At 69.9% G+C, this 22,871-nt stretch carries 21 protein-coding genes; all 21 read left to right on the top strand.

Going from position 1 to position 22,871, the window contains the following annotated elements; genetic code table 11:
* Positions 1-118 precede the first annotated feature (118 nt).
* Positions 119-1,243, top strand: coding sequence for an LPXTG cell wall anchor domain-containing protein (locus O7635_RS07085; RefSeq protein ID WP_278079605.1), 1,125 nt, complete (start codon positions 119-121; stop codon positions 1,241-1,243).
* 63 nt (positions 1,244-1,306) lie between these two features.
* On the top strand, positions 1,307-1,999 hold the full coding sequence (locus O7635_RS07080; protein ID WP_278079604.1) for a demethylmenaquinone methyltransferase: 693 nt from the start codon (positions 1,307-1,309) through the stop codon (positions 1,997-1,999).
* A 187-nt stretch (positions 2,000-2,186) separates the two neighbouring features.
* A complete protein-coding gene (locus tag O7635_RS07075; protein ID WP_278079603.1) occupies positions 2,187-3,467 on the top strand; it encodes a geranylgeranyl reductase family protein in 1,281 nt (426 codons plus the stop codon).
* A gap of 105 nt (positions 3,468-3,572) precedes the next feature.
* The gene (locus tag O7635_RS07070) at positions 3,573-3,938 is read left to right on the top strand and encodes an NADH-quinone oxidoreductase subunit A (RefSeq protein ID WP_278079602.1); all 366 of its coding nucleotides are present in this window, start codon (positions 3,573-3,575) and stop codon (positions 3,936-3,938) included.
* Between the two features lie 16 nt (positions 3,939-3,954).
* A complete protein-coding gene (locus O7635_RS07065) occupies positions 3,955-4,629 on the top strand; it encodes an NADH-quinone oxidoreductase subunit B (RefSeq protein ID WP_278079601.1) in 675 nt (224 codons plus the stop codon).
* 128 nt (positions 4,630-4,757) lie between these two features.
* Positions 4,758-5,459, top strand: a complete 702-nt coding sequence (locus tag O7635_RS07060; protein WP_278085395.1) for an NADH-quinone oxidoreductase subunit C — start codon at positions 4,758-4,760, stop codon at positions 5,457-5,459.
* Positions 5,456-6,781 carry an NADH-quinone oxidoreductase subunit D gene (locus tag O7635_RS07055; RefSeq protein ID WP_278079600.1) on the top strand — a complete coding sequence of 442 codons (1,326 nt, stop codon included), beginning with the start codon at positions 5,456-5,458 and terminating at the stop codon, positions 6,779-6,781. The genes O7635_RS07060 and O7635_RS07055 overlap by 4 nt, the downstream gene beginning before the upstream one ends.
* Positions 6,778-7,608 carry an NADH-quinone oxidoreductase subunit NuoE gene (gene nuoE / locus O7635_RS07050; RefSeq protein WP_278079599.1) on the top strand — a complete coding sequence of 277 codons (831 nt, stop codon included), beginning with the start codon at positions 6,778-6,780 and terminating at the stop codon, positions 7,606-7,608. Before O7635_RS07055 ends, nuoE begins: the two co-directional genes overlap by 4 nt.
* On the top strand, positions 7,605-8,924 hold the full coding sequence (gene nuoF / locus O7635_RS07045) for an NADH-quinone oxidoreductase subunit NuoF (protein WP_278079598.1): 1,320 nt from the start codon (positions 7,605-7,607) through the stop codon (positions 8,922-8,924). Before nuoE ends, nuoF begins: the two co-directional genes overlap by 4 nt.
* Complete coding sequence (locus tag O7635_RS07040) at positions 8,924-11,362, top strand: NADH-quinone oxidoreductase subunit G (RefSeq protein ID WP_278079597.1); 2,439 nt, start codon at positions 8,924-8,926, stop codon at positions 11,360-11,362. The genes nuoF and O7635_RS07040 overlap by 1 nt, the downstream gene beginning before the upstream one ends.
* Positions 11,359-12,744: an NADH-quinone oxidoreductase subunit NuoH gene (gene nuoH, locus O7635_RS07035; protein WP_278079596.1), complete on the top strand. Its 1,386-nt coding sequence runs from the start codon at positions 11,359-11,361 to the stop codon at positions 12,742-12,744. The genes O7635_RS07040 and nuoH overlap by 4 nt, the downstream gene beginning before the upstream one ends.
* Position 12,745: 1 nt before the next feature.
* Complete coding sequence (nuoI, locus tag O7635_RS07030) at positions 12,746-13,327, top strand: NADH-quinone oxidoreductase subunit NuoI (RefSeq protein WP_278079595.1); 582 nt, start codon at positions 12,746-12,748, stop codon at positions 13,325-13,327.
* Positions 13,324-14,085 (top strand): NADH-quinone oxidoreductase subunit J, encoded by a 762-nt coding sequence (locus tag O7635_RS07025; RefSeq protein WP_278079594.1) that lies wholly within the window; start codon positions 13,324-13,326, stop codon positions 14,083-14,085. The genes nuoI and O7635_RS07025 overlap by 4 nt, the downstream gene beginning before the upstream one ends.
* Positions 14,082-14,381, top strand: coding sequence for an NADH-quinone oxidoreductase subunit NuoK (gene nuoK, locus O7635_RS07020; RefSeq protein ID WP_278079593.1), 300 nt, complete (start codon positions 14,082-14,084; stop codon positions 14,379-14,381). Before O7635_RS07025 ends, nuoK begins: the two co-directional genes overlap by 4 nt.
* 13 nt (positions 14,382-14,394) lie before the next feature.
* Positions 14,395-16,314, top strand: coding sequence for an NADH-quinone oxidoreductase subunit L (nuoL, locus tag O7635_RS07015; RefSeq protein WP_278079592.1), 1,920 nt, complete (start codon positions 14,395-14,397; stop codon positions 16,312-16,314).
* A gap of 2 nt (positions 16,315-16,316) precedes the next feature.
* Entirely contained in the window at positions 16,317-17,852 is a 1,536-nt protein-coding gene (locus tag O7635_RS07010) for an NADH-quinone oxidoreductase subunit M (RefSeq protein ID WP_278085394.1), read from the top strand.
* A complete protein-coding gene (gene nuoN, locus O7635_RS07005) occupies positions 17,849-19,411 on the top strand; it encodes an NADH-quinone oxidoreductase subunit NuoN (protein WP_278079591.1) in 1,563 nt (520 codons plus the stop codon). Before O7635_RS07010 ends, nuoN begins: the two co-directional genes overlap by 4 nt.
* A gap of 171 nt (positions 19,412-19,582) precedes the next feature.
* Positions 19,583-20,599: a polyprenyl synthetase family protein gene (locus tag O7635_RS07000; protein ID WP_278079590.1), complete on the top strand. Its 1,017-nt coding sequence runs from the start codon at positions 19,583-19,585 to the stop codon at positions 20,597-20,599.
* 159 nt (positions 20,600-20,758) lie between these two features.
* Positions 20,759-21,553, top strand: coding sequence for an IclR family transcriptional regulator C-terminal domain-containing protein (locus O7635_RS06995; RefSeq protein ID WP_278079589.1), 795 nt, complete (start codon positions 20,759-20,761; stop codon positions 21,551-21,553).
* A 95-nt stretch (positions 21,554-21,648) separates the two neighbouring features.
* Entirely contained in the window at positions 21,649-22,143 is a 495-nt protein-coding gene (locus O7635_RS06990) for a sigma-70 family RNA polymerase sigma factor (protein ID WP_278085393.1), read from the top strand.
* A complete protein-coding gene (locus tag O7635_RS06985; protein ID WP_278079588.1) occupies positions 22,140-22,865 on the top strand; it encodes a zf-HC2 domain-containing protein in 726 nt (241 codons plus the stop codon). The genes O7635_RS06990 and O7635_RS06985 overlap by 4 nt, the downstream gene beginning before the upstream one ends.
* The last annotated feature ends 6 nt before the right edge of the window (positions 22,866-22,871 follow it).

Here is a 22,871-nt window from a genome sequence, read left to right as displayed (position 1 = left end):
GTCCGCCGACCTTTAGGTTTTCTTAGCCCCGCAGGTCACGATGGGCATCCGCGTGATCAATGTGCCCGCTAGTGTCCCCCGGCATATCCCGTTCCTTCCCATCCCACGGGGGACTTTGATGAAGCTTCGCAACCGCGCCCTGCTTCGCGCGGGCGTGGCCGCGGCAGCGGCTGTCGCGGCGTCCACCGCGTTCGCCGCGCCCGCTTTGGCTGACGACACCGCCGACCTCGGCATCAAGCTCGAGGGCACCACGATCGCGGCCAACGCCCAGGGCAAGTTCGCCGCGGTGTCGCTGTCGAACGCCGGCCCGAGCGACGCCCGCGGCATCCTCGTCACGATCGACGTGAGCAAGCTCGACACCACCAAGGTCGAGTTGGTCGGCGGCGCCTGCGGCGAGCCCGAGAACGGCAAGATCCTGTGTGGCCTGGTCTCCGACACCATCACCGCCGGTGCCGAGTACGACTGGGACTTCCCGCTGGTGAAGAAGGACGGCGCGACCGGCAAGGCCGGCACCGTCACGGTGACGATCGAGCACGACGGCACCGACGAGAACAGCAAGAACAACAGCGCCACGGCCGACGTCGTGGTCAGCGAGGACAGCGGCGCCGACCTGCGCGTCTGGTCGCCCGACGTCTACGGCTTCGACCCCGAGACCAAGGGTTACACCGAGGAGCCCGTCGCGCCCGGTGGCGAGTCCCGGGTCTATGCCGAGGTGCTCAACCTCGGCGACATGACCGCGAAGGGCCTGGCCTTCAAGGTTTCGCTGCCGCAGCACGTCACGTTCACCGAGCCGGAGCCGGAGTGCGACTTCAGCGCCGACAAGCGCGTCGCGACCTGCGACTACACCGACTTCACGCTGAAGCCGTTCGCGCCGGAGGACGAGTTCAACTCGCGGTTCTACTGGGCGATCAAGGTTGACGAGAACGCGCCGGCCCCGGCCACTCTGCACGGCTCGGTGACCGTCGCGGCGATCGACGAGGTCGAGGTCGAGAACCCGCCGACCGTCCGCTCGCCCAAGGCGGCCGACCTGCCGGAGAACTTCAAGGACATCGACAAGACCGACAACACCGACGAGTTCGGCGTCTTCGTCGCCGAGCCGGGTGGCAGCGGCGGCGGCCTGCCGGTGACCGGCCCCGCGGCCGGCATCCTCGGCGGCGTCGGCGGCGCGGTCGTCATCGCCGGCGCGCTGCTGTTCTTCCTCGCGCGGCGGCGCCGGATCGTCACGGTGACCCCGGACGCCTGATCCCCACCACGCTGGACCGGCCCGCTCCCACGTCGGGGGCGGGCCGTTCCATAGAGTGGCCCGGTGACGCGCGCGAACCTGGACAAGCAGCCGCACGAAGTCGCCGAGATGTTCGACGGCGTGGCCGAGCGGTACGACCTGACCAACACCGTCCTCTCGTTCGGGCAGGATCGCGGCTGGCGCCGGGCCACCCGGGCGGCGCTCGACCTGAAGCCTGGCGACAAGGTGCTCGACGTCGGCGCCGGCACCGGAGTGTCCACCGAGGAACTGGCCCGGTCTGGGGCCTACGCGGTCGGCGCCGACCTGTCCGTCGGGATGCTCCGCGCCGGCCGGCACACCCGCCCGACCGTCCCGCTGCTGGCCGGCGACGCGTTGGCGCTCCCGTTTCCCGACGCCACCTTCGACGCGGTGACGATCTCGTTCGCCTTGCGCAACGTGGTCGACACCCGGGCCGCGTTGCGCGAGTTGGCTCGGGTGACCAGGCCCGGCGGGCGCCTGGTGGTCTGTGAGTTCAGCCACCCGACCAACTTCACCTTCCGCACCGTTTACCTTTCGTATCTGATGCGGTCACTGCCAGCAGTGGCCCGGCGGGTCTCGAGCAACCCGGACGCCTACGTCTACCTCGCCGAGTCGATCCAGCTGTGGCCCAACCAGCGCGATCTCGCGGCCCGCATCCAGCAGGCCGGATGGGGTGCTGTGGCCTGGCGAAACCTGTCTGCCGGAATCGTGGCGCTGCACCGCGCCACCCGGCTGTGACGAATGTGCCGGGATGACCGACTATGGAAACGGACATCGATCAACAACTCGGTGTGACCTCGGGGCTTAGGCATACCTAACTAGCCGGCCGCAGTATCCCCGGTTCTAGACTCCACCCGTTGAGCTTGTGAAGCATTTCACGAGCCCCGCCAGGAGCGAAGAGACCGGCAACCGAGGGAGATGCGTGGTGGCCGCCAGCAGGGAGAACGACGCCGACGTCATCGTCGTCGGCGCTGGCCCGGGTGGCTCGACGACCGCCTACCACCTGGCCCGCCACGGCGTACGCGTGCTGGTCCTCGAGAAGTCGCAGTTCCCGCGCGAGAAGGTCTGCGGCGACGGGCTGACCCCGCGGGCGGTCAAGCAGCTCATCAAGCTGGGCCTGACCGCCGACGGCTCGTTCGAGGAGCAGGGCTGGCTGCCCAACAAGGGCCTGCGGGTCATCGGCGGCGGCGTCCGGCTCGAGCTGGACTGGCCCGACCTGGCCAGCTACCCCAACTACGGCCTTGTGCGCACCCGCCTCGACTTCGACGACCTGCTCGCCCGCCAGGCCGTCAAGGCCGGCGCCGACCTGCGCACCGGAGTCACCGTCACCGGCCCGGTCCGCGCGGACACCGGCCGGGTCCTGGGTGTCACCGCCGAGGTCGAAGGGGAGCCAAGGGAGTTCCGCGCCCCGCTGGTCATCTCCGCCGACGGGGTCTCCGGCCGCTTCCCGCTCGCGATGGGCCTGGCCAAGCGCGAGGACCGGCCGATCGGCGTGGCCGTCCGCCGCTACTACCAGTCGCCGGCCAAGCACGCCGACGACTATCTCGAGTCCTGGCTCGAGCTGCGCAGCAAGGAGGGCGGCGACCGGCTGCTGCCCGGCTACGGCTGGATCTTCGGCATGGGCGACGGCCGGGTCAACGTCGGCCTCGGCGTGCTCAACTCGTCGGCCGCGTTCGGCAAGACCAACTACCGCCGCATGCTCACCGAGTGGCTCGGCGCGACGCCGCCCGAGTGGGGCATGAACGACGAGGCCAACGCCGACGGGCCGATTCTCGGCGCCGCGCTGCCGATGGGCTTCAACCGCGTCCCGCACTACACCCGCGGCGTGCTGCTGGTCGGCGACTCCGGCGGCATGGTCAACCCCTTCAACGGCGAAGGCATCGCGTACGCGATGGAGTCCGGCGAGCTCGCGGCGGAGGTGGTCGCGCAGGCGCTGGCCCGCACGGGCGCCGACCGCGAGCGCGCGCTGATGGCCTACCCGGCCGAGCTGAAAGCCCGTTACGGCGGCTACTACCGGCTCGGCAACATCTTCGTGAAGCTCATCGGCAATCCGCAGATCATGCGTATCGCCACCAAGCACGGAATGCCGCACCCGACGCTGATGCGGTTCGTTCTCAAACTGCTGGCCAACCTGACGGATCCGCGCGGTGGCGACGCGATGGACCGGGTCATCAACGCGATGACCAGGGTTGTGCCGGCGGTATGAGGGCACTGGACGGTCGCGACCCCGCCGGGCGCGGACCAACACAACGGTGAATACTCAGACGCTGATTCTCGACAGAGGGCAGGAAAGGACGAGCAGGGGAACACCATGACGCTCTCGCCGTACGCACCGATCCTGGGGCTGTTCGCCCTGGCTGCCTTCTTCGCGCTGTTCTCCGTCGCGTCGGCCCGGATCGCCGGCCCGCGCCGGTACAACCGGGCCAAGCTCGACGCATACGAGTGCGGCATCGAACCGAGTCCGCAGCCCGTCGGCGGCGGCCGGTTCCCGATCAAGTTCTACCTGACGGCGATGCTGTTCATCGTCTTCGACATCGAGATCATCTTCCTCTACCCGTGGGCCGTGAGCTTCGACCAGCTCGGGCTCTTCGGGTTCGTCGAGATGGTCATGTTCATCGGCACCGTGTTCATCGCCTACGCCTACGTCTGGCGTCGCGGCGGCCTGGACTGGGACTGAAGGGAGGCACGCCAGCATGGGTATCGAAGAGAAGCTCCCCGCGGGCGTCCTGCTCACCTCCGTGGAGAAGCTGGTCAACTGGTCCCGCAAGTCGTCGGTCTGGGGCGCGACGTTCGGCCTCGCCTGCTGCGCGATCGAGATGATGGCGGCCGGCGGCCCGCACTACGACATGGGCCGCTGGGGCATGGAGGTGTTCCGCGCCTCGCCCCGCCAGGCCGACCTGATGATCGTCGCCGGCCGGGTGTCGCAGAAGATGGCGCCGGTGCTCCGGCAGATCTACGACCAGATGGCGGAGCCGCGCTGGGTGCTCTCGATGGGCGTCTGCGCGAGCAGCGGCGGCATGTTCAACAACTACGCGATCGTGCAGGGCGTCGACCACGTCGTCCCGGTCGACATGTACCTGCCCGGCTGCCCGCCGCGGCCCGAGATGCTGATCGACGCGATCCTCAAGCTGCGCGAGAAGATCATGCACGAGCCGCTCGGCCCCAACGGTCGCCGGATGCTCGAGCAGCGCAAGGAGCGCGGTGACGTGCCGGTCGTTCCCTACGGCTCGATGCCCTCGTCCTACCGCAACGACAAGGCTCGGCGGGCCGAGTGGACGCAGGCGGTCCGTGAGGGCCGCGAGGAACAGTTGCGGATCGAGAACTGGATGAACCAGGAACGGCACCTCCAGGGAGGTGGGCGGTGGTGACCACGAGCCCCGACAAGGACCCGGTGGCGGACCCGAAGGAACATCGGGACCGGCCTGAGCCGGCGGACGAGTCGAAGAACCCCACCAACCAGGACCCGAGCCCGCCGAGCGCCAAGCCCGGTGGGGGCGTGCCCGTCCAGGCCACTCCGGTCGGCGCGCACACCGGCGCCCCGGCGGAGCAGCCGCCGTCCTCTGTGGCCGGTCGTGGCATGTTCGGCATCCACGGCTCCGGTGACACCTCCGGCTTCGGCGGCCTCGTCCGCCGGCGGGTCGGGGTCGGTGGCAGCGAGCGCCCGTACGGCAGCTACTTCGACGACGTCTACGACGCGCTCGAGGAGGCGTTCCCGGGCCTCGACGACGCCATCGAGAAGGTGATCGTCGACCGCAACGAGCTGACGCTGCACATCAAGCCCGAGCGGATCGCCGACGTCGCCCGCACGATGCGCGACGACGAGTCGCTGCGCTTCGAGCTCTGCTCCTCGGTGTCCGGTGTGGACTATCTCGGCGCCGACGAGCGCCGGCTGCACGTCACCTACCACCTGGCCTCGATGACCTACCGCCGGCGCGTGCGGCTGGAGGTCGCGGTCAGCGCGGAGAACCCGCACGTCCCGACCGTGACCCAGGTCTACCCGACCGCCGACTGGCAGGAGCGGGAGACCTTCGACATGTTCGGGGTCGTCTTCGACGGCCACCCCAGCCTCACCCGGATTCTCATGCCGGACGACTGGGAGGGCCACCCGCAACGCAAGGACTACCCGCTCGGCGGGGTCCCGGTGGAATACAAGGGCGCCGAGATCCCACCGCCCGACCGGCGGAGGAGCTACCAGTGACCAATCCGAGTTACGCCCCGGAGCGCGAGACGTCCGAGGGCAAGGTCTTCACCGTCACGGGCGGCGACTGGGACACCGTCGTCAGCGGCACCGACCCGGTCAGCGACGAACGCATCATCGTCAACATGGGCCCGCAGCACCCGTCGACGCACGGCGTGCTGCGGCTGATCCTGGAGCTCGAGGGCGAGACGGTCCGCGAGGCCCGCTCGGTCATCGGCTACCTGCACACCGGCATCGAGAAGAACCTCGAATACCGCAACTGGGTGCAGGGCACGACGTTCGTGACCCGGATGGACTACCTCGCGCCGATCTTCAACGAGACCGCCTACAGCCTGGCGGTCGAGAAGCTGCTCGGCATCGAGGACGAGATCACCGAGCGCGCCAACACGATCCGCGTGCTGATGATGGAGCTCAACCGGATCTCGTCGCACCTGGTCTGGCTGGCCACCACCGGCATGGAGCTGGGCGCCATCTCGATCATGTTGTACGGCTTCCGCGAGCGCGAGTACATCCTCGAGATCTTCGAGATGGTCACCGGCCTGCGGATGAACATGGCCTATGTGCGCCCGGGCGGCGTCGCTCAGGACGTGCCGGACAGCGCGATCGCCAAGATCCGCGAGTTCCTGAAGGTCATGCCGAAGAAGCTCAAGGAATACGAGGACCTGCTCTCGGGCCAGCCGATCTGGACCGAGCGGACCCAGGGCGTCGCGGTGCTCGACGTGACCGGCTGCCTGTCGCTGGGCATCACCGGTCCGGTGCTGCGCTCCGCGGGCCTGCCGTGGGACCTGCGCAAGACCATGCCCTACTGCGGCTACGAGACCTACGAGTTCGACGTGCCGACCTCCAACGACGCCGACGTCTGGGGTCGCTACCAGGTGCGGCTCGCCGAGATGCGCGAGTCGCTGAAGATTGTCGAGCAGGCCGTCGACCGGCTCCGGCCGGGCCCGATCATGGTCTCCGACAAGAAGATCGCCTGGCCGGCGCAGCTCGCGCTCGGCGTCGACGGCCTCGGCAACTCGCTGGAGCACGTCGCCAAGATCATGGGTCAGTCGATGGAGTCGCTGATCCACCACTTCAAGCTCGTCACCGAGGGCTTCCGGGTGCCGCCCGGCCAGGTCTACGTGGCGATCGAGGGCCCGCGCGGCGAGCTGGGCGCCCACGCGGTGTCCGACGGCGGCACCCGCCCCTACCGGGTGCACTTCCGCGAGCCCAGCTTCATCAACCTGCAGGCGATTCCGGCGATCTCCGAAGGCGGCCTGATCGCCGACGTGATCGCCGGTGGCGCCTCGCTGGACCCGGTGATGGGTGGGTGTGACCGATGACGACGCCAACGACGGTCTTCGACGAGGAGATCCGGCAGCGGGCGCGGGAGATCCTGTCCCGCTACCCGGCCGACCGCACGCGGTCGGCGCTGCTGCCCCTGCTGCACCTGGTGCAGTCGGTCGAGGGCCACGTGTCGCCGGCCGGCGTGGAGTTCTGCGCCGAGGTGCTCGGCATCAACAAGGCCCAGGTCGGCGCCGTCGCGTCGTTCTACACGATGTACAAGCGCCGGCCGACCGGTGACTACCTGGTCAGCGTCTGCACCAACACGATGTGCAACGTGCTGGGCGGCCAGGAGGTCTACGACACCCTCAGCGAGCACCTGGGCGTCGGGCACGACGAGACCACCGGCGACGGGTCGATCACCCTGGAGCACGCCGAGTGCCTGGCGGCCTGCGACTACGGCCCGGTGCTGACGGTCAACTACGACTTCTTCGACAACGTCACCCCCGGTGGCGCCGTCGAGCTCGTCGACGACCTGCGCCAGGGCAACCGCCCGCAGCCCAGCCGCGGCGCCCGGCTCTGCACGCTCAAGGAGATGTCGCTGCAGCTGGCCGGCTTCCCGGACACCCGGGACGGCGCGGTCGGCGACGGCGTGGCGGGCGACGCCACACTGCGCGGCCTGCGGCTGGCCCAGGAGCACGGCATCGCGGTCGCGGGCTTCGACCCCGACACCCCGATCAAGAAGAAGGACGACGCCGGCTCCGGCAAGCCGGCGGCGCAGGCAGGTGCGGCGGCCAACAAGCCGGCGAGCGACGCGAAGCCGGCCGGCGACGCGCCGAAGCCGCAGGAAGACAAGCTGCGCGGCGCCAAGGAGGCGAACAAGTGACCACCACTCCGCGGCGGGAAGTCCTCGAGAAGCTCACCCCGGTCCTGACCAAGCGCTGGCTGTCGCCCAACGCCTGGACGATGAAGACCTACGAGCAGCTCGACGGCTACGCGGCGCTGAAGAAGGCGCTCAAGGCGCACCCCGACGACCTGATCCAGCTCATCAAGGACTCGGGCCTGCGCGGGCGCGGCGGCGCCGGCTTCCCGACGGGCCTCAAATGGGGCTTCATACCGCAGGGCGACGGCAAGCCGCACTACCTGGTCGTCAACGCCGACGAGGGCGAGCCGGGCACCTGCAAGGACCTGCCGCTGATGAGCCACGACCCGCACTCGCTGCTCGAAGGCGTGATCATCGCCAGCTACGCGATCCGGGCCGAGCGGGCCTACATCTACATTCGCGGCGAGGCCGTCCAGGCCGCCCGCCGGCTGCGCAACGCGGTCGTCGAGGCCTACGACAAGGGCTACCTCGGGCAGAACATCCTCAAGTCCGGGTTCAACCTGGACGTGGTGGTGCACAGCGGCGCCGGCGCCTACATCTGTGGCGAGGAGACCGCGCTGCTCGACTCGCTCGAGGGCTTCCGCGGCCAGCCCCGGCTGCGCCCGCCGTTCCCGGCGACGCACGGCCTCTACGCCTCGCCGACCGTCGTCAACAACGTCGGCACGATCGCCAGCGTCCCGTACATCGTGCTCGGTGGCGCCGACTGGTGGCGGACGATGGGCACCGAGAAGTCGTCGGGTCCGATGATCTACTCGCTGTCGGGCCGGATCGCCAACCCCGGCCAGTACGAGTGCTCGATGGGCATCACGCTGCGCGAGCTGATCGAGCTGGCCGGCGGCATGCAGCCCGGTCACGAGTTGCGCTTCTGGACCCCGGGTGGGTCGTCGACCCCGCTGCTCACCGCCGACCACCTGGACGTGCCGCTCGACTTCGAGGGCGTCGCGGGCGCGGGCAGCATCCTCGGCACCACGGCGACGCAGATCTTCTCCGACCAGGACTGCCCGGTCTACGCGACCTACCGGTGGCTGGAGTTCTACCACCACGAGTCGTGCGGCAAGTGCACCCCGTGCCGCGAGGGCAACTACTGGATGGTCCGGGTCTACCAGCGGATCCTGTCCGGTCAGGGCACCCACGAGGACCTCGACACGCTGCTGGACACCTGTGACAACATCCTGGGCCGCTCGTTCTGCGGCCTGGGCGACGGCGCGACGAGCCCGGTGACGTCCTCGTTGCAGTACTTCAAGCAGGACTACCTCGACTACATCGAGGGCCGGACAGCTCCCCGGCTGTCGGAGAAGGCTCTCGTGGGGGCGCACTGATGACCGACGTAGCGAAGAAGGCCGACGAGGTCACCCTGACCATCGACGGCGTCGAGGTGACCGCGCCGAAGGGCACGCTGCTGATCCGCGTGGCCGAGCAGCTCGGCATCGCGATCCCGCGGTTCTGCGACCACCCGCTGCTGGCGCCCGCGGGCGCCTGCCGGCAGTGTCTGGTCGAGGTCGAGGGGCAGCGCAAGCCGGTCGCCTCCTGCACCCAGCCGATCGCCGACGGCATGGTGGTCAAGACGCAGCTCACCTCTCCGGTCGCCAAGAAGGCGCAGGAGGGCATCATGGAGCTGCTCCTGATCAACCACCCGCTCGACTGCCCGATGTGCGACAAGGGCGGCGAGTGCCCGCTGCAGAACCAGGCGATGTCGACCGGCCGGGCCGACTCGCGGTTCCACGAGCACAAGCGGGAATACCCGAAGCCGATCAACATCTCCTCGCAGGTGCTGCTCGACCGCGAGCGGTGCGTCCTGTGCCAGCGCTGCACCCGGTTCTCCGAGGAGATCGCCGGCGACAAGTTCATCGACCTGATGAACCGCAGCAGCGCCGAGGAGATCAACGTCTACCGCGACGAGGTCTACGACGCCGCTGCCGGTGAAGAAGGCGAAGGCGACGTTCCCTTCAACTCCTACTTCAGCGGCAACACCGTGCAGATCTGCCCGGTGGGCGCGCTGACCGGCGCGCAATACCGTTTCCGCTCGCGGCCGTTCGACCTGGTGTCGAGCCCGTCCGTCTGCGAGCACTGCGCCTCGGGCTGCTCCCAGCGCACCGACCACCGGCGCGGCAAGGTGCTGCGCCGGCTGGCCGGCGACGACCCGGCGGTCAACGAGGAGTGGAACTGCGACAAGGGCCGGTGGGGCTTCCGCTACGCCACGGCCTTCGACCGGCTCACCCACCCGCTGGTCCGCGACGCGGACTCCGGCGAGCTGCGCGAGGCGTCCTGGAGCGAGGCGCTGCGCGTAGCCGCCGAAGGGCTGCGCAAGGCCCGTGACGGCGCGCACGGCGTCGGTGTGCTGACCGGCGGCCGGCTGACCGTCGAGGACGCGTACGCGTACGCCAAGTTCGCCCGGGTCGCCCTCAACACCAACGACATCGACTTCCGGGCCCGGCCGCTGTCCGCGGAGGAGACCGAGTTCCTGGCCTCCTCGGTGGTCGGCACGACGGACGTCACCTACGCCGACATCGACCAGGCCCCGGCCGTGGTGCTCGTCGGCATCGAGCCCGAAGAGGAGTCGCCGATCCTCTTCCTCCGGCTGCGCAAGCAGTTCACCAAGCGCAAGCTGCCGGTCTACGCGCTCTCGCCGTACGTGACCCGCGGGCTCGAGAAGCTCGGCGCCAAGGTCGCCCGGATAATCCCGGGCGAGGAGGCGCGCGTGCTGGCCGAGCACGACGTGGTCGCCGAGGCGCTCAAGGCGCCAGGCGCGCTGCTGATCGTCGGCGAGCGGCTGGCCGCGGTGCCCGGTGGCCTGTCGGCCGCCGCGGCCCTGGCCGAGCGCACCGGCGCGAAGCTGGCCTGGGTGCCGCGGCGCGCGGGTGACCGCGGCGCCGTCGACGCGGGCTGCCTGCCCAACCTGCTCCCCGGCGGACGCCTCGCCTCCGACGCGGCGGCCCGGGCCGAGCTGGCCGGCGCCTGGGACCTGGCGGCCGGGGTCATCCCCAGCACGCCCGGTCGCGACACCGACGCGATGATCGTGGCCGCCGCCGGCGGCCGCCTCGGCGCGCTGGTGGTCGCCGGCGTCGACCCCGCCGACCTGGCCGACCCGCGACTGGCCGAGCAGGCCCTCGACGCGGTGCCGTTCCTGGTCAGCCTCGAGGTCCGGCGCAGCGCGGTCAGCCGCCGCGCCGACGTCGTCTTCCCGGTCGCCCCGGTGGCCGAGAAGGCCGGCAGCTTCCTCGACTGGGAAGGCCGGCTGCGCACCTTCGAGGCCGTGCTGCACACCGACTCGATGAACGACGGTCGCGTGCTGGACGCGCTCTCCGCCGCGCTGGGCGTCCCGCTCGGCACCGGCGACGTCAACACGGTCCGCCGCGAGCTGGGCGGCCTGCCGGTGACCCGGGCCGACCGCCCGCAGCCGCCGGTGGCCGAGCCCGCCGACGTGGTGGAGCCCGGCGACGGTGAGGCGGTGCTGGCGACCTGGCACCAGCTCATCGACCTGGGCAGCCTGCTCGACGGCGACGAGGAGCTGGCCGGCACGGCCCGCCCGCCGGTGGTCCGGCTCGACAAGGCGACCGCCGAGCGCATCGGCGTCGCCGACGGCGAGGCGGTCACGGTCGGCACGGGCCGCGGCGCGGTGACGCTTCCGGCGATGATCACCGACATGCCGGCCGGCGTGGTCTGGCTGCCCACCAACTCGCCCGGATCGACCACCCGGCGGACGCTGGGCGTCACCTCCGGTGCGGTCGTCTCGATCTCGGCTGGAGGAGCCCGATGACGACCCCTGCGGTCTACCTCGCGCAGGACCCGACGCTCTCCGACTTCGGGCACGATCCCTGGTGGATCATGCTCATCAAGATCGTGTTCGCGTTCGTCTTCGCGGTGCTGGCCACGCTGCTCGGCGTCTGGTTCGAGCGCCGCGTGGTCGGCTTCATGCAGGTGCGGCCGGGCCCCAACCAGGTCGGCCCGTTCGGCCTGCTGCAGACGCTGGCCGACGGCCTCAAGATGGCCTTCAAGGAAGACATCCTGCCGAAGGCGGCCGACAAGGTCGTCTACTTCTTCGCGCCGACCATCTCGGTGATCTGCGCGGTGACGGCGCTGGCGGTCATCCCGTTCGGCCCGATGGTCAGCATCTTCGGCCACCAGACGCCGCTGCAGGTCACCGACGTCTCCGTGGCGGTGCTGGTCATCCTGGCCGCGTCGTCGATGGGCATCTACGGCATCGTGCTCGGTGGTTGGGCCTCCGGCTCCACCTACCCGCTGCTCGGTGGTCTGCGGTCGAGCGCCCAGATGATCTCGTACGAGGTCGCCATGGGGCTGTCGATCGTCGCGGTGTTCATGACCGCGGGCACGATGTCGACCAGTGGCATCGTCGCGGCGCAGGCCGGCAGCGACCGCAGCGTCTCGGTCGGCGGCTTCGACCTCTTCGCACCGGGCTGGTACGCGATCCTGCTGCTGCCGAGCTTCATCATCTACTTCATCTCGGCCGTCGGTGAGACCAACCGCGCGCCGTTCGACCTGCCCGAGGCGGAGTCCGAACTGGTCGCCGGCTTCATGACCGAATACAGCTCGCTCAAGTTCGCGCTGTTCATGCTGGCGGAATACGTCAACATGGTGACCGTCTCCGCGGTCGCCACGACGCTGTTCCTCGGCGGTTGGCGGGCACCCTGGCCGATCAGCATCTGGTCCGGCGCCAACGAGGGCTGGTTCGGCATGATCTGGTTCTTCGCCAAGGTCATCCTGCTGGTCTTCGTCTTCGTCTGGCTCCGCGGCACGCTGCCCCGGCTGCGCTACGACCAGTTCATGCGGCTCGGCTGGCGCGTCCTGCTGCCGATCAACCTGGTCTGGATCCTCGCGCTGGCCGGCATCCGGGTGCTGCAGAAGGAAGACAGCCAGGCGGTGCGCTGGGGCATCATCGGCGGCGCGCTGCTGGTCATCCTGCTGATCACGCTGCTCTGGCCGGACCGCCGCAAGCAACCGCAGGTGTCGCTGCAGGAGCAGGTCAACCAGCGGCCGCAGGGCAGCTTCCCGCTCCCGCCGATGGACCTCGTGGTGCCGCCGAGCCCGCGGGCCCGGCGCGGCGTGGCGGAACGGCAGCCGGCCAACGTAGGCGGCGGACCGGTCATCGACGCCACCTCGACCGAAGAGAAGGAAGGCTGAGATGGGCGCCATCACGGGCACGTTCAAGGGCTTCGGCGTCACGTTCTCGCACATGTTCCGCAAGATCGTGACGACGGACTACCCGTTCGAGCCGGCTCCGGCGGCACCGCGCTACCACGGCCGGCACATCCTCAACCGGCACCCGGACGGGCTGGAGAAGTGCATCGGGTGCGAGCTCTGCGCCTGGGCCTGCCCGGCCGACGCCATCTACGTCGAGGGTGGCGACAACACCGAGGAGCAGCGCTTCTCGCCGGGCGAGCGCTATGCCAGCACGTACCAGATCAACTATGCGCGGTGCATCTTCTGCGGTCTGTGCATCGAGGCCTGCCCGACCCGCTCGCTGACGATGTCGAACGAGTACGAGCTCGCCCGCGACTCCCGCCAGGACCTGATCTTCACCAAGGAGCAGCTCCTGGCGCCGCTGCTGCAGGGCATGGAGCAGCCGCCGCACCCGATGCGGCTGGGTGACACCGAGAAGGACTACTACGTCGGCGCGCTCACCAACCCCGGCACCTCGGCCGGCGCCGAGCGGGCCCCGTGGTCGGAGACGGGTACGAAGGACGCGACTGGAGAAGCGTCATGACCAACATCGCGCTCGCGGCCACCGTGACCACCGGCGAGGCGGTCACGTTCTGGATCCTCGCCCCGCTCGCGCTGCTCGGCGCGATCGGCATGGTGGTGGCCCGCAACGCCGTGCACTCCGCGCTCTGGCTGGTGGTGACCATGCTCTGCCTCGGCGTGTTCTACGTCGTGCAGGCGGGCCCGTTCATCGGCATGGTGCAGATCATCGTCTACACCGGCGCGATCATGATGCTGTTCCTGTTCGTGCTGATGCTGGTCGGGCGGGACGCGTCCGACTCGCTGATCGAGACGTTGCGCGGCCAGCGCGTCACGGCGACGCTGGTCGGCCTCGGCTTCGCCGGGCTGGTCGGCACGCTGGTCGCCCGCGCGGTCGGCGACACGCAGGCGGTCGGGCTCGAGGCGGCCAACCGCGACGGCAACGTGCAGGGCATCGCGGCGCTGCTGTTCACCAACTACGTCTTCGCGTTCGAGGTGACCTCCGCGCTGCTGATCACCGCGGCGGTCGGCGCGATGGTGCTGGCGCACATCCACCGGCCCAAGAGCGAGCGGCTCGGGCAGCCGGACATGATGCGGCTGCGGTTCCGCCCCGGCAGCTACCCGGCGCCGAAGCCGGGTCCTGGCGTGTACGCCACCTCCGACTCGGTCGCCACCCCCGGGCGGCTGCCGGACGGCACGCTCAGCCCGCGCAGCATTCCTGAGATCCTCCCGACGCGTGAGCTCAGCCCGCGCGAAACCGCCCCGAAGGGCACCGAGAAATGAACCCGAGCTACTACCTGGTGCTGGCCGGCATCCTGTTCACGATCGGCGCCGTCGGCGTGTTGATCAGGCGTAACGCGATCGTGCTGTTCATGTGCATCGAGCTGATGCTGAACTCCGCCAACCTCACCCTGGTCACGTTCAGCCGGATCAACGGCAACCTCAACGGCCAGATCATCGCGTTCTTCGTCATGGTCGTCGCCGCCGCCGAGGTCGTGGTCGGTCTGGCGATCATCATGTCGATCTTCCGAACGCGGCGCTCGGCGAGCGTCGACGACGCGAACCTGCTGAAGTACTAGAGGGGCCGCATTCGTGGAACAGACGATCGAGTACGCCCACGCGACGGGCGTACTGGGCAGCGTGTGGCTGCTCATCGCCATCCCGCTGGTGAGCTCGGCGGTCATCCTGCTGCTGGGCCGCCGCAGCGCGAAGTTCGCGCACTGGCTCGGCACGGCCGCCATCGGCGCCGGCTTCGTGCTGACCCTGATCTACTTCTTCTCGCTGCGCGACCAGCCCAACCGGGCGGTGGAGCGCAACCTGTGGGAGTTCATCTCGGTCGGCAACCTCAAGGTTGACATCGGTCTGCTGTTCGACCCGCTGTCCGCCGTCTTCTGCCTGCTGATCACCGGCGTGGGTTTCCTGATCCACCTGTACGCGGTCGGCTACATGGCGCACGACGAGCGCCGGCACACGTTCTTCGGCTACTTCAACCTCTTCGCCGCCGCGATGTTGCTGCTGGTCCTCGGCAACAACTACGTGATGCTCTACCTCGGCTGGGAGGGTGTCGGCCTCGCGTCGTACCTGCTGATCTCGTTCTGGTACACGCGTCCCTCGGCCGCCACCGCGGGCAAGAAGGCGTTCCTGATGAACCGAGTCGGCGACGCCGGCCTGGTCATCGCGATCTTCACGATGTTCGCCTACCTCGGCTCGACCAACTACGCCGACGTGTTCAACGGCGTCGGCGGGCTGTCGTCGACCGTCGTGCTGCTGATGGGCCTGCTGCTCCTGCTCGGCGCGACCGGCAAGTCCGGCCAGTTCCCGCTGCAGGCGTGGTTGCCCGACGCGATGGAGGGCCCGACCCCGGTCTCCGCCCTCATCCACGCGGCCACGATGGTCACCGCGGGCGTCTACCTGATCGCCCGGTCCAACGCGATCTTCTCGGCCAACGAGGTGCTGCAGACCGTCGTGGTCAGCGTCGGCGCGCTGACGCTGCTGATCGGCTGCATCATCGGCGCGGCCAAGGACGACATCAAGCGCGTGCTGGCCTGGTCGACGGTCTCCCAGATCGGCTACATGTTCCTCGGCGTGGGCCTGGGCGGCGGCGCGTACGCGCTGGCGATCATCCACCTGCTCGCCCACGGCTTCTTCAAGGCCAACATGTTCCTCGGCGCCGGCTCGGTCATGCACGGCATGAAGGACCAGGTCGACATCCGCCGCTTCGGCGGGCTGTGGAAGCTGATGCCCTGGACGTTCGGCACGTTCACCGCGGGCTGGCTGGCCATCGTCGGCTTCCCCGGCTTCTCCGGCTTCTTCACCAAGGAACCGATCATCGTCGCGGCCTTCGAGCGCGAGGGCTGGACCGCCTGGCTGTACGGCTGGGCCGCGCTGCTCGGCGCCGGGCTCACCGCGTTCTACATGACGCGTCTCTGGGTGCTGACGTTCCTCGGCCCGAAGCGGTGGACCGAGGACATCGACCACCCGCACGAGTCGCCACCGATCATGGTCGGGCCGCTGGTGCTGCTCGCGATCGGCTCGGCGATCGCCGGCGGCCTGATGGCCAGCCCGGTCGCGAAGTGGCTCGAGCCGCCGCTGCCGCACGAGGCCGGTCATCCGGAGGCGGTGATGTCGCACGCGGTGATCACCACGCTCTCGCTGGTGCTCACGTTCGCCGGCATCGGCCTGGCCTACCTGCTCTTCCGGCGCGGCACCGCGCTGGCCGAGCAGCCGGCCGGCGTGGTCGTCACGGCCGCGCGGCGCAACCTCTACGCCGACGCCTTCAACGAGATCGTCTTCGAGAAGCCCGGCATCTTCCTGACCCGCGCGCTCGTGTTCCTCGACAACCGGGGCATCGACGGCGCGGTCAACGGGCTCGCGGCCGCGGTCGGCGGCGGCTCCGGTCGCCTGCGCCGGCTGCAGACCGGCTTCGTCCGGTCCTATGCGATGTCCATGCTGACCGGCGCACTGCTCGTGGTCGCCGCGTTCCTCGCTGTGCAGATGGGATGGCTGAGCTGACGATGCAGGACTTCCCGTTCCTCACAGTCCTGACCGGGCTGCCGCTCCTCGGCGCGCTCGTCGTCTGGTGCCTGCCCAAGTCCCGGCCCGAGATGGCCAAGCTGGTCGCGCTCGGCTGGTCGCTGCTGGTCTTCGTGCTGTCGGTGGTCATGTGGATCGCGTTCGATCCCGGCGGCGAGCGGCTCCAGCTGCGCGAGTCGTACCAGTGGATCCCGACCTGGGACGCCCGGTTCACCTTCGCCGCCGACGGCATCGCACTGGTCATGTTGTTGCTGGTCACGGTGCTGGTGCCGATCGTGATCCTGGCGTCGTGGCACGACGCCGACAAGAGCCGGCGGAGCATCCCGACCTACTTCGCGCTGCTGCTGGTCCTCGAGTGCACGATGATCGGCGTCTTCGCGGCCGCCGACGTCTTCCTGTTCTACGTGTTCTTCGAGGTCATGCTCGTCCCGATGTACTTCCTCATCGGCAGCTTCGGCGGACACCAGCGGCAGTACGCGGCGGTCAAGTTCTTCCTCTACTCGCTGGTCGGCGGCCTGTTCATGCTGGCCGCGGTGATCGGCCTGTGGGTGGTCGGCGGCCACACGTTCGACTGGGTGGCACTGACCAACAGCGACTTCGCCACCAACACCGGCCGCTGGCTGTTCCTCGGCTTCTTCATCGCCTTCGCGATCAAGGCGCCGTTCTTCCCGTTCCACACCTGGCTGCCGGACGCCGGTGGCGCGGCGCCCGCGGGCGCGGCCGCCCTGCTGGTCGGCGTGCTCGACAAGGTCGGCACGTTCGGCATCCTGCGCTACTGCCTCCCGCTGTTCCCGGAGGCGTCGCGCTGGTTCGCGCCGTGGGCGATCGCGCTGGCGGTGATCGGCATCATCTACGCCGCGCTGCTGGCGATCGGCCAGAACGACCTCAAGCGGCTGGTGTCCTACACGTCGATCGCCCACTTCGGCTTCATCGGCGTCGGCATCTTCGCTTTCACCACCCAGGCCGGCACGGGCGCCGTGCTCTACATGCTCAACCACGGCCTGGCCACCGGCCTGCTGTTCCTCGTGGTCGGCATGCTGGTCGCCCGCCGCAACTCGGCCAACATCCGTGACTTCGGCGGTGCCGGCAAGCTGGTGCCGGTGCTGGCCGGCGTGCTCTTCTTCGCCGGTCTCGCCTCGCTGGCCCTGCCCGGCACGGCCCCGTTCGTCTCGGAGTTCCTGGTCCTGATCGGCACCTTCACCGTCAACAAGCCGGTGGCCGTGATCGCGACGGTGGGCATCATCCTGGCGGCGGCGTACGTGCTCTGGATGATCCAGCGGACGACGCAGGGCACGCTCAACCCGGCGCTGGTCGACGAGCCGGGCATGCGGCGTGACCTCAACGTGCGCGAGAAGCTCGTGGTCGCGCCGCTGATCCTGCTGATCCTGTTCCTGGGCTTCTACCCGAAGCCGGTCACCGACGTGATCAACCCCGCCGTCCAGGCGACGATGCAAGACGTGGGCAAGTCGGATCCGGCGCCCATCTCCGGCACCACCACGGAGGCAGCAGTCAAATGACGATCAAGTTCCCGGCGTTCGACTACGCCGCGATAGCGCCGATGCTCATCGTGTTCGGTGTGGCGGCGGCCGGCGTGCTGGTCGAGGCCCTCGTGCCCAAGCGCGGCCGCTACCTGACCCAGCTCGTGCTGGCGCTGGCCGGCCTCGTGGCGGCGCTGGTCGTGCTGATCACCCAGGCCGACAAGCGGGTGGTGACCGCCGGCCAGGCGATCGCGGTCGACGGCCCGGCGTTGTTCCTGCAGGGCTCGATCATCGTGCTGGCCGTGATGGCGGTGCTGATGATCGGTGAGCGGTCGCTGGAGCGCGGCGGCCCGTTCGTCGCGCAGGCGGCGATCACCGTCGGCTCCGAGGACGACCGCCGCCAGGCGGCCCGCGCCGACGGGGCGACCGAGGTCTACCCGCTGAGCATGTTCGCCATCGGCGGCATGATGCTCTTCGTCTCGGCCAACGACCTCCTGACGATGTTCATCGCGCTCGAGGTGCTCTCGCTGCCGCTCTACCTGATGTGCGCGCTGGCCCGCCGCCGGCGCCTGGTCAGCCAGGAGGCCGCGCTCAAGTACTTCATGCTCGGCGCGTACGCCTCCGCCTTCTTCCTGTTCGGTGTGGCGCTGGTCTACGGCTACACGTCGTCGGTGCAGGCGGCCCCGGGCCGGCAGGCCGGTGGCGTCGACTTCGCCACCATCCACGCGGCCGCGACCTCGTCGCCGGCCAACCGGGCGCTGCTCTTCGCCGGCCTGGCCATGATCGCGATCGGCCTGCTGTTCAAGGCGACCGCGGCGCCGTTCCACGTCTGGACGCCCGACGTCTACCAGGGCGCCCCGACCCCGATCACGGGCTTCATGGCGGCGTGCACCAAGGTGGCCGCGTTCGGCGCCCTGCTGCGGGTGCTCTACGTCGCCTTCGAGGGCGCCAAGTGGGACTTCACCCCGGTGCTCGGTGCGATCGCGATCCTGACCATGCTGGTCGGCTCGGTGCTCTCGGTGACGCAGACCGACCTCAAGCGGCTGCTCGCGTACTCGTCGATCGCCAACGCCGGCTATCTCCTGGTCGGTGTGCTCGCCGGTGTGCGCGAGGGCATTTCCAGCACGATGTTCTACCTGGTCGCCTACGGCTTCACGGTGATCGCGGCGTTCGCGGTCGTCACCCTGGTGCGCGACGCCGACGGGGAGGCGACCCACCTGTCCCGCTGGGCCGGGCTGGGCCGCCGGTCGCCGGTGTTCGCGGGCGTCTTCACCTTCCTCCTGCTGGCCTTCGCCGGCATCCCGTTGACCAGCGGCTTCATCAGCAAGTTCGCGGTGTTCGGGGCGGCGTTGGACGGTGGGCAGACCTGGCTCGTCATCGCGGGTGTGATCACCAGCATGGTGCTGGCGTTCCCGTACCTGCGCGTGGTGGTCATGATGTGGCTGTCCGAGCCTGGTGAGACGACCCCGACGATCGCCGTGCCGGGCGCGCTGACCGCGGCCGCCCTGATGATCGGCGTGGCGGCCACACTGGTGCTCGGTGTGGCCCCGGCGCCACTGCTCAACCTGTCCGACACGGCTGGGCAGTTCATCCGATAACTCGTGTTTCCCCGGCGCCTGGACCGCTGGTCGGCGCAGATCCAATTCCCGAAATTGGGGAGTTTGCCGGTCGGGGGTCGCTTTCGCGGCCCCCTTTCCGGCATTTGCGGTGGTGGCGGTGCCTATCCCCACGCTGAGTCGATTTCGCGGTGTGGCATCGTGGGTTACGTGGTGAGGGGGGCTGAGGAGCTGACCTCGATCGGGCTCGACTTCGTCGATCCAGAGGTCGAGGCGTCGGCGCGTGCGGTCCTGGCCGCGGTCGAAGACGAGTTGCGCAGTTGCGTGACGAGTGCCGACCCGATGGTCACGGAAGCGGCGCGGCATCTCGTCGAGGCGGGCGGGAAGCGGTTCCGGCCGTTGCTGGTCGCGCTCGGCGCCCAGTTCGGCGACCCGACGGCCCCGATGGTGGTGCCGGCCGCGGTGGTGATGGAGCTGACCCACCTCGCGACGCTCTACCACGACGACGTGATGGACGAGGCGCCCGTGCGGCGCGGGGTCCGCAGCGCCAACTCGCGCTGGACCAACTCGGTGGCCATCCTGGTCGGCGACTACCTGTTCGCCCGGGCGGCCGACATCGCCGCCGACCTCGGCACCGACGCGGTGCGGCTGCAGGCCCGCACGTTCGCCCGGCTCGTGCACGGCCAGATCGCCGAGACGGTCGGCCCGCGGTCCGGTGTGGACCCGGTCGACCACTACCTGCACGTGCTGGCCGAGAAGACCGGCTCGCTGATCGCCACGTCCGCCCGGTTCGGCGGCATGTTCGGCGGCGCCTCGCCGGAGCAGATCGAGGCGCTGGCCCGCTACGGCGAGAAGATGGGCATCGCGTTCCAGCTCTCCGACGACCTGCTCGACATCGCGTCCGAGTCGGAGCAGAGCGGCAAGACGCCCGGCACCGACCTCCGCGAGGGCGTGCCGACCCTGCCGGTGCTCTACGCGCTCGCCTCCGAGGACAGCGACGCCGCCGCGACCCGGCTCCGCGAGATCCTGGCCGCCGGCCCGGTGACCGACGACGCCCTGCACGCCGAGGCGCTCTGCCTGCTGCGCGAGTCGGTCGCGATGAAGCAGGCCCGGGAGACGGTGCGCAGCTACGCCGAGGAGGCGCGGGAACGGCTGGCGCCGCTGCCCGACAACGCCACCCGGGCGGCGCTCGAGTCCCTGTGCGACTTCATCGCCGACCGCACCGGCTGATCGTCTTCGTCAAGTCGCCGACACTCGCGGGCGGATGAACTCCGCGTATCGGGCGCATCGACGCTCCGTGTCGAGAAATTTGGCGTTCTCGATACCAACAGGCATTTCGCGGACGGGAGCTTTTTCATATGGTGTAAGCCCCGGCCCGCGGAGGTGGGTGTGCGCGACCCTCTGGCAGAACCATCGGATCTGATCCGCAGTGTGTCCCGCGCCCTACGCGTGCTGGAGGCAGTGGGTCGGGCCCCGAAGGGACTCACCGTCAAACAGGTCGCCCGGCGCTGCGAGCTGACCGTCGCGACGACCTATCACCTCGTGCGGACGCTGGCCTACGAGGGCTACGTCATCCGCCGGGAGGACGGCACCTACATCGTGGGGCTCGAAGTCGCCGACCGCTATCGCGAGCTCGTCGCGGCGTTCCGGGGCCCACCCGCGGTCGGTGATGCGCTGCGCAAGGCGGCCGTCGACAGCGGCTACAGCCACTATCTCGGCCGCTTCGTCGGCGGCCAGGTTGCGATCACCGCGGCAGCGGAGGGCCCGCGGTCACCGTACCTGGAGGAGATGGTTCCCGGCTTCGACGAGGGCGCGCACGCGACGGCGCTCGGCAAGGCCCTGCTGGCCACGCTGACGCCCGATCAGCGGTTCCGCTACCTCCGGGAATACGGCATGCGGCCGTTCACCCCGCAGACGCTGACGACGACCGAGGCGTTCGAGAGCGACCTGGCCGCCGGCGAGCGGCGGGGCATGCACCTCGAGATGGGCCAATACCGACCCGGCGTCGCCTGCGCGGCCGTCATCGTCTCGCCCGACCGCGACATGGAACGCCGGGTGGTGCTTGCCTGCGCGTTGCCGGCGGCAGAGATGATGACCTCGGCTCGCGTGGTGCGGGCGAAGCTGCTCGCGGTGGCGCGGACGGTCTCCGACGCACTGGGCGCACCCGACAACGGAAACGGCTGAACCGCTCCCGTCACCTGTGCGTGCACAGGGTTGGTTGACGGTTGGTCGACCACCAGACCAGGGGAGGCCGGAGCTTGGCCGACGACGACGCTGAGCTGTTGCGCGCGCTCAACGACGAGCACGGCGACGCGCTCTTCGCGCACGCGCTGCGGCTCGTGAGCGGCGACCGGCAGCGGGCCGAAGACCTGGTGCAGGAAACGCTGCTGCGGGCCTGGCGCCATCCCGAGGCGCTCGACCCCGAACGCGGCTCCGTGCGGGCGTGGCTGTTCACGACCGCCCGACACCTCGCCATCGACGCGTGGCGCCGGCGCACGTCGCGGGTCGGCGAGGTGGTGACTGACGACCTGCCCGAGCCGCCGCCCGAGGTCGACGAGGCCGACCGGGCGGTCGAGGCGTGGACCGTCGCCGAGGCGCTGGGCCGGTTGTCGCCCGCCCATCGCGACGTCCTCGTCGAATGCTTCTACCAAGGGCGATCCGTCGCCGAGGCGGCCGCCCGGCTGGGCGTGCCACCGGGCACGGTCAAGTCGCGCACGCACTACGCGCTGCGCTCGCTGCGGCTCGTACTGGAAGAGATGGGGGTGACCCAGTGACGCACTGCCCGCACGCGCTCGACGACGGCGCATACGTTCTCGGGGCCCTGTCGCCCAGTGAGCGCGCCGAGTACGAACGGCACCTGGGTGGTTGCCCGTCCTGCCGCGAGGCGGTCGCGGAGATCGCCGTGCTGCCCGGGCTGCTCGGGCGGCTGGCCGACCCCGACGCGCTCGACCTGTCGGTGACGGGGCCGCCGCCGGACCGCATGCCGGCGCTGCTCACCGCCGTGGGCGCCGAGCGCCGCCGGGTCCGCCGGGTGCGGCGCCGGCGGTACGCGGGCGCCGCGCTCGTGGCCGCCGCGCTGGCGGCCGTCGTCGGGGTCGGGGTGTCCGGCTACGACGCGGGCTGGTTCGGTGGTCGGTCGGGGGCCGGGCAGGTCGCCGGGCGGGGCGGGCAGTCCGCGGACACGCTGGTGTCGATGCAGCCGGTCGACGGGCAGGTGCCGGTGACCGCCGAGGTCGGGATGCACGGGACCAACTGGGGCACCGAGATCAGCATGCGGTGCACCTACAAGTCCGGTGGCGACCGCACCAAGTCGTGGACGTTCCGCCTGGTCGCGCACGGTGCCGACGGGGCCAAGGAACAGGTCGGCTCGTGGATGGCCGGCGCGGGGGAGACGGTTTCGCTCAACGGGGCGACGCGGTTCACCGGGCGCGAGCTGGTGCGGTTGGAGCTGACGCGGTACGACGGGACGCCGCTGCTGGCGTACGACGTGCCCTAGGTTCTG

It is taken from the genome of Asanoa sp. WMMD1127 (genome assembly GCF_029626225.1).
Taxonomy (GTDB): Bacteria; Actinomycetota; Actinomycetes; order Mycobacteriales; family Micromonosporaceae; genus Asanoa.
This window is presented reverse-complemented; position numbering and strand designations above follow the sequence as displayed.

Bases quoted from the DNA above. Each gene is read 5' to 3' on its own strand.
- O7635_RS07085 (WP_278079605.1), top strand. From the start codon at position 119: ATGAAGCTTCGCAACCGCGCCCTGCTTCGCGCGGGCGTGGCCGCGGCA.
- O7635_RS07070 (WP_278079602.1), top strand. From the start codon at position 3,573: ATGACGCTCTCGCCGTACGCACCGATCCTGGGGCTGTTCGCCCTGGCT.
- O7635_RS07065 (WP_278079601.1), top strand. From the start codon at position 3,955: ATGGGTATCGAAGAGAAGCTCCCCGCGGGCGTCCTGCTCACCTCCGTG.
- nuoE (WP_278079599.1), top strand. From the start codon at position 6,778: ATGACGACGCCAACGACGGTCTTCGACGAGGAGATCCGGCAGCGGGCG.
- O7635_RS07040 (WP_278079597.1), top strand. From the start codon at position 8,924: ATGACCGACGTAGCGAAGAAGGCCGACGAGGTCACCCTGACCATCGAC.
- nuoH (WP_278079596.1), top strand. From the start codon at position 11,359: ATGACGACCCCTGCGGTCTACCTCGCGCAGGACCCGACGCTCTCCGAC.
- nuoI (WP_278079595.1), top strand. From the start codon at position 12,746: ATGGGCGCCATCACGGGCACGTTCAAGGGCTTCGGCGTCACGTTCTCG.
- O7635_RS07025 (WP_278079594.1), top strand. From the start codon at position 13,324: ATGACCAACATCGCGCTCGCGGCCACCGTGACCACCGGCGAGGCGGTC.
- nuoK (WP_278079593.1), top strand. From the start codon at position 14,082: ATGAACCCGAGCTACTACCTGGTGCTGGCCGGCATCCTGTTCACGATC.
- O7635_RS07010 (WP_278085394.1), top strand. From the start codon at position 16,317: ATGCAGGACTTCCCGTTCCTCACAGTCCTGACCGGGCTGCCGCTCCTC.
- nuoN (WP_278079591.1), top strand. From the start codon at position 17,849: ATGACGATCAAGTTCCCGGCGTTCGACTACGCCGCGATAGCGCCGATG.